Raw genomic sequence first — 3,724 nt, 5'->3', positions numbered from 1 at the left:
GGAGCTCGGGGTGGGCGGCGCGGGTCGGCCTGCCGTCCCAGTACACGGGGGCGTGGTCGAACACCAGAACGTCCGGGTCGCCGGTGGCCGACAGCCGCTCCGCGAGGGCCCGCAGCGTGCCGGGTGCCATCGTGTCGTCGCTGTCGAGGTAGAGCACGTAGTCGCCGCGGGCCCGCGCGGTGCCGCTGTTGCGCGCGGGGCCGAGCCCGCCGTTCTGCGCCAGATGGATGACGCGCACGCGCGGGTCCGCGGCGGCGTAGGCGTCGAGGATCTCCCCGCAGGCGTCGGGGGAGTGGTCGTCGACGGCGATCAGCTCGAAGTCGCCGCAGCACTGGCCGAGTACGGAGTCGAGGCACTCGTGCAGATAGGCCTGCACCTGGTGGACGGGGACGATCACACTGAATCGAGGCACGGCTGGTTCCCCGGGATCGACGTGACGGCTGGGATGGCTGTGACGGCTGGGTGGCCGCGACGGCTGGATGGCCGCGACGGCACTGACAGCTGTTGCGGCCGGCTGTGTCGGACGGACAGGCTAATAGTCCGATTTATCCCACACGGCGCCGCGCGTCACATCCCGGAGACGCCCACCGCACACCCCGCCGGGGCCCCATCGGTCGTCCCGTTCCCGCTGCCCCTCTCGCACCCCTCGCCCCGGCAGCCCTCAGCTCACCCCGGCAGCCGCCGGAACAGCGGCCTGGGCAGATGGCGCAGCACGCTCATCACCGGCCCCAGCGCGGCCGGCACCCACACCGTGCGCGCCCGGCGCCGCACCCCGTGCGCGATGGCGTCCGCCACGGCGTCGGGCGTGGTGGCCAGCGGCGCCGGCGGCCTCCCCTCCGTCATCCGGGTGTGCACGAACCCCGGCCGTACCACCAGCACGTGCACCCCCGAGCCGTGCAGCGCGTCCCCCAGGCCCTGCGTGAAGGCGTCCAGCCCCGCCTTGCTGGAGCCGTAGATGAAGTTGGCGCGGCGCGCCCGCTCACCCGCCACGGAGGAGAGCACCACCAGCGAGCCGTGCCCCTGGGCTCGCAGCGCGTTCGCGCACACCAGCCCGGCGGAGACCGCGCCGGTGTAGTTCGTCCGGGTGACGTGCACGGCGGCCATCGGATCGTGCTCGTCGGCCGTCTGGTCGCCCAGCACACCGAACGCCACCAGCACCAGGTCGATGTCGCCCTCCGCGAAGACCTTCTCCAGCACCTCCTCGTGCGTCTCGGGCGCCAGCGCGTCGAACGGAACCGTACGGACCCCCACCTGGGCCCCGTGGGCCGCCGCCTCGTCGCGCAGCCCGGCCGCCGCGGCGTCCAGCCGCGGTCCTGGACGCCCGGCGAGCCACACCGTGCGGGTGCGCCTGGCCAGGAAGCGGCGCACGGTGGCGAGCGCGATCTCGGACGTGCCGCCGAGCACGAGCACGGACTGCGGGGAACCGAAGGCGTCCTTCATGAGCTGCTCCTCGAGAGGTACGGCGAAAGGGAAAGGTGAGGGCGGACGAAGCTCCCTAGGCGGGCGGTCACAGCGCCAGCCGCCGCGCGAGGTCCGAGGTGAAGACCCCTCGCGGATCCAGCTCGGCACGCAGTGCGCGGAAGTCGTCCAGCCGCGGATACATCGTCCGCAGCAGCTCGGGCCGCATCCGCGCGTCCTTGGCCAGGTAGAGCCGGCCGCCCGCGACGGCGATCTCCTCGTCCAGCAGGTCGAGGAAGTCACCGAGCCCCGGCAGCGCGGCCGGGATGTCCAGCGCCAGCGTCCACCCCTCGGTGGGGAAGGACAGCCAGCCCGGGTCCCCCGCTCCGAACCGTTTGAGCACGGCGAGGAACGAGGGACACGAACGGCGGGAGAGCAGCCGCACGACGCGGCGCAGCGCGTCGTCGGCCTCGTGGGGCACCACGCACTGCCACTGCACGAACCCCGCGCTGCCGTACACCCGGTTCCAGTGCGGCAGCCCGTCCAGCGGATGGAAGAACGCGGCGAGCCGCTGGAGTTCACCCGTCCGGCGCCGGGGCGCCTTGTGATACCAGAACCGGTTGAACGCGCCGACCGTGGCGCCGCGCAGCAGCCCGTTGGGCACGGCGCGCGGCGCGGGCGGCAGCTGCCCGGGACGGAAGGCCAGCGGCTCCCGCCGGGCCGCGCGCGCCGCCCGCCCCCTGCCCTCCAGTGCCGCCCGCGGCGCGTGGTCCCCACGGGTGAGGACGGCGCGCCCGGCCGCCGTGCCGCGCGCCAGCAGGTCGATCCACGCCACCGAGTAGCGGTAGCGGTCGTCGGTCGCCGTCAGCGTGGCCAGCAGCGCGTCCAGATCGGGCAGACGTTCGGTGTCGACGCTCATCAGCGAGGTCTCCACCGGCAGCAGGTCCACCGTCGCGCTCAGCACCAGCCCCGTCAGCCCCATGCCGCCCGCTGTCGCGTCGAACAGCTCGCTGCCCCGCGGCACCGTCCGCACCTCGCCGTCCGCCGTCAGCAGTTCCAGTTCCCGTACGTGGCGGGTGAAGGAGCCCGAGACGTGATGGTTCTTGCCGTGGATGTCCGCGCCGATCGCCCCGCCGACCGTCACGTACCGGGTCCCCGGCGTCACCGGCACGAACCAGCCCAGCGGCAGCAGCACCGTCATCAGCCGGTGCAGACTGACCCCCGCCTCGCAGGTCACCGTCCCCTCCACCGCGTCGATCGCCAGCACCCGGTCGAGCCCCGTGGTGTCCACCACCGTGCCGCCCGCGTTCTGCGCGGCGTCCCCGTACGCCCGCCCCAGACCCCGCGCGATGCTGCCGCGCGCCCCGCACGCGCGTACCGCCGCCGCGGCCTCCTCCCGGGTGCGGGGCCGCAGCACGCGCGCACCGGTGGGCGCGGTCCGGCCCCAGCCCGTCAGCAGCCGGCCGCCGGAGCGGTCGACCGTGCGCTGGGTGGCGCGGACCTCGCCGCCGTCGCCGGGGGGCGCGAGCGGCGCCTCGCGCTGAGGGGGCCGGAAGTGCTGAGCGGACATGCACGCGACCGTAAGCGCCCGGAAAAGCCCGGAACGGGAGGCTGCGCCGTCACTGTCGCTGAAAGAGTGAAAGGCGGAGTGTCGGATCGTATGGTCACCGGACGGTGGCGCCCCGCGCGCGAGAGTACAGAACGTGGCAGCGACGACGGCACGACGATGGAGCCGATGGGAACAGCGGCTGCTGTGCGCCCTGGGCGACTGCGCAGCCGACACCAGAGTGGCAGGTGCCGCGCGGACCCTGTCCTGGTGCGGAGAACACGCCGCCGTCTGGCTCCTCGCCGGACTCGCCAACGCCGCCGCCGACCGTACGCAGCGGGAGCGCTGGCTCAGGGGCACGGGGCTCGTGGCCACCGCCCACCTGGCCAGCATGGGGCTCAAGCGGGTCGTGCGCCGCCCGCGGCCCCTCCTGGCGGGCCGCGCCCCGCTCGTACGGACAGCGGGACGCCACTCCTTCCCCAGTTCGCACGCCGCCTCCGCCGGCGCGGCAGCCCTCGCCCTCGGCGGCCTGCGCCACCGGACCGCCTTCGGCGCACTGGCCGCGCTGATGTGCGTCTCACGGCTGGTCGCCGGCGTCCACTACCCCTCCGACGTGCTCGCCGGTGCGGCCCTCGGCGCGGCAACCGCACGGCTGGGCACCCGACGGGAGCCCCGCCATGGCTGAACGCTTCACCCTGACCGGCACCCGCGAAGGGGAACAGGCACCGGGGAGCGAACCCCCCGGCACAGCGAGCCTCCAGCCGCCCGCCRCCGCCGGAC

Annotated in this window: 4 protein-coding genes; 1 reads left to right on the top strand and 3 read right to left on the bottom strand. The window is 74.6% G+C overall.

Features of this window, described 5'->3' with window-relative positions:
• The 3 genes from AB8Z75_RS33165 to AB8Z75_RS33155 all read right to left on the bottom strand — a co-directional run.
• A partial coding sequence (locus AB8Z75_RS33165) for a glycosyltransferase family 2 protein (protein ID WP_369208567.1) occupies positions 1–412 on the bottom strand: 412 nt, incomplete at its 3' end.
• Positions 413–666: 254 nt separating this feature from the next.
• A complete protein-coding gene (locus AB8Z75_RS33160) occupies positions 667–1,440 on the bottom strand; it encodes a decaprenylphospho-beta-D-erythro-pentofuranosid-2-ulose 2-reductase (protein WP_369208565.1) in 774 nt (257 codons plus the stop codon).
• A gap of 67 nt (positions 1,441–1,507) precedes the next feature.
• Positions 1,508–2,968, bottom strand: coding sequence for an FAD-binding protein (locus AB8Z75_RS33155; RefSeq protein ID WP_369208563.1), 1,461 nt, complete (start codon positions 2,966–2,968; stop codon positions 1,508–1,510).
• 133 nt (positions 2,969–3,101) lie between these two features.
• Here AB8Z75_RS33155 and AB8Z75_RS33150 point away from each other — a divergent pair, with 133 nt between their 5' ends.
• Positions 3,102–3,629 carry a phosphatase PAP2 family protein gene (locus AB8Z75_RS33150; protein WP_369208561.1) on the top strand — a complete coding sequence of 176 codons (528 nt, stop codon included), beginning with the start codon at positions 3,102–3,104 and terminating at the stop codon, positions 3,627–3,629.
• Positions 3,630–3,724: the final 95 nt, after the last annotated feature.

It is taken from the genome of Streptomyces sp. PU-14G, assembly GCF_041028275.1.
GTDB lineage: Bacteria > Actinomycetota > Actinomycetes > Streptomycetales > Streptomycetaceae > Streptomyces.
This window is presented reverse-complemented; position numbering and strand designations above follow the sequence as displayed.

Excerpts from the sequence above, each read along its gene's own strand:
- AB8Z75_RS33155 (WP_369208563.1), bottom strand. The coding sequence starts at position 2,968 with ATGTCCGCTCAGCACTTCCGGCCCCCTCAGCGCGAGGCGCCGCTCGCG.
- AB8Z75_RS33160 (WP_369208565.1), bottom strand. The coding sequence starts at position 1,440 with ATGAAGGACGCCTTCGGTTCCCCGCAGTCCGTGCTCGTGCTCGGCGGC.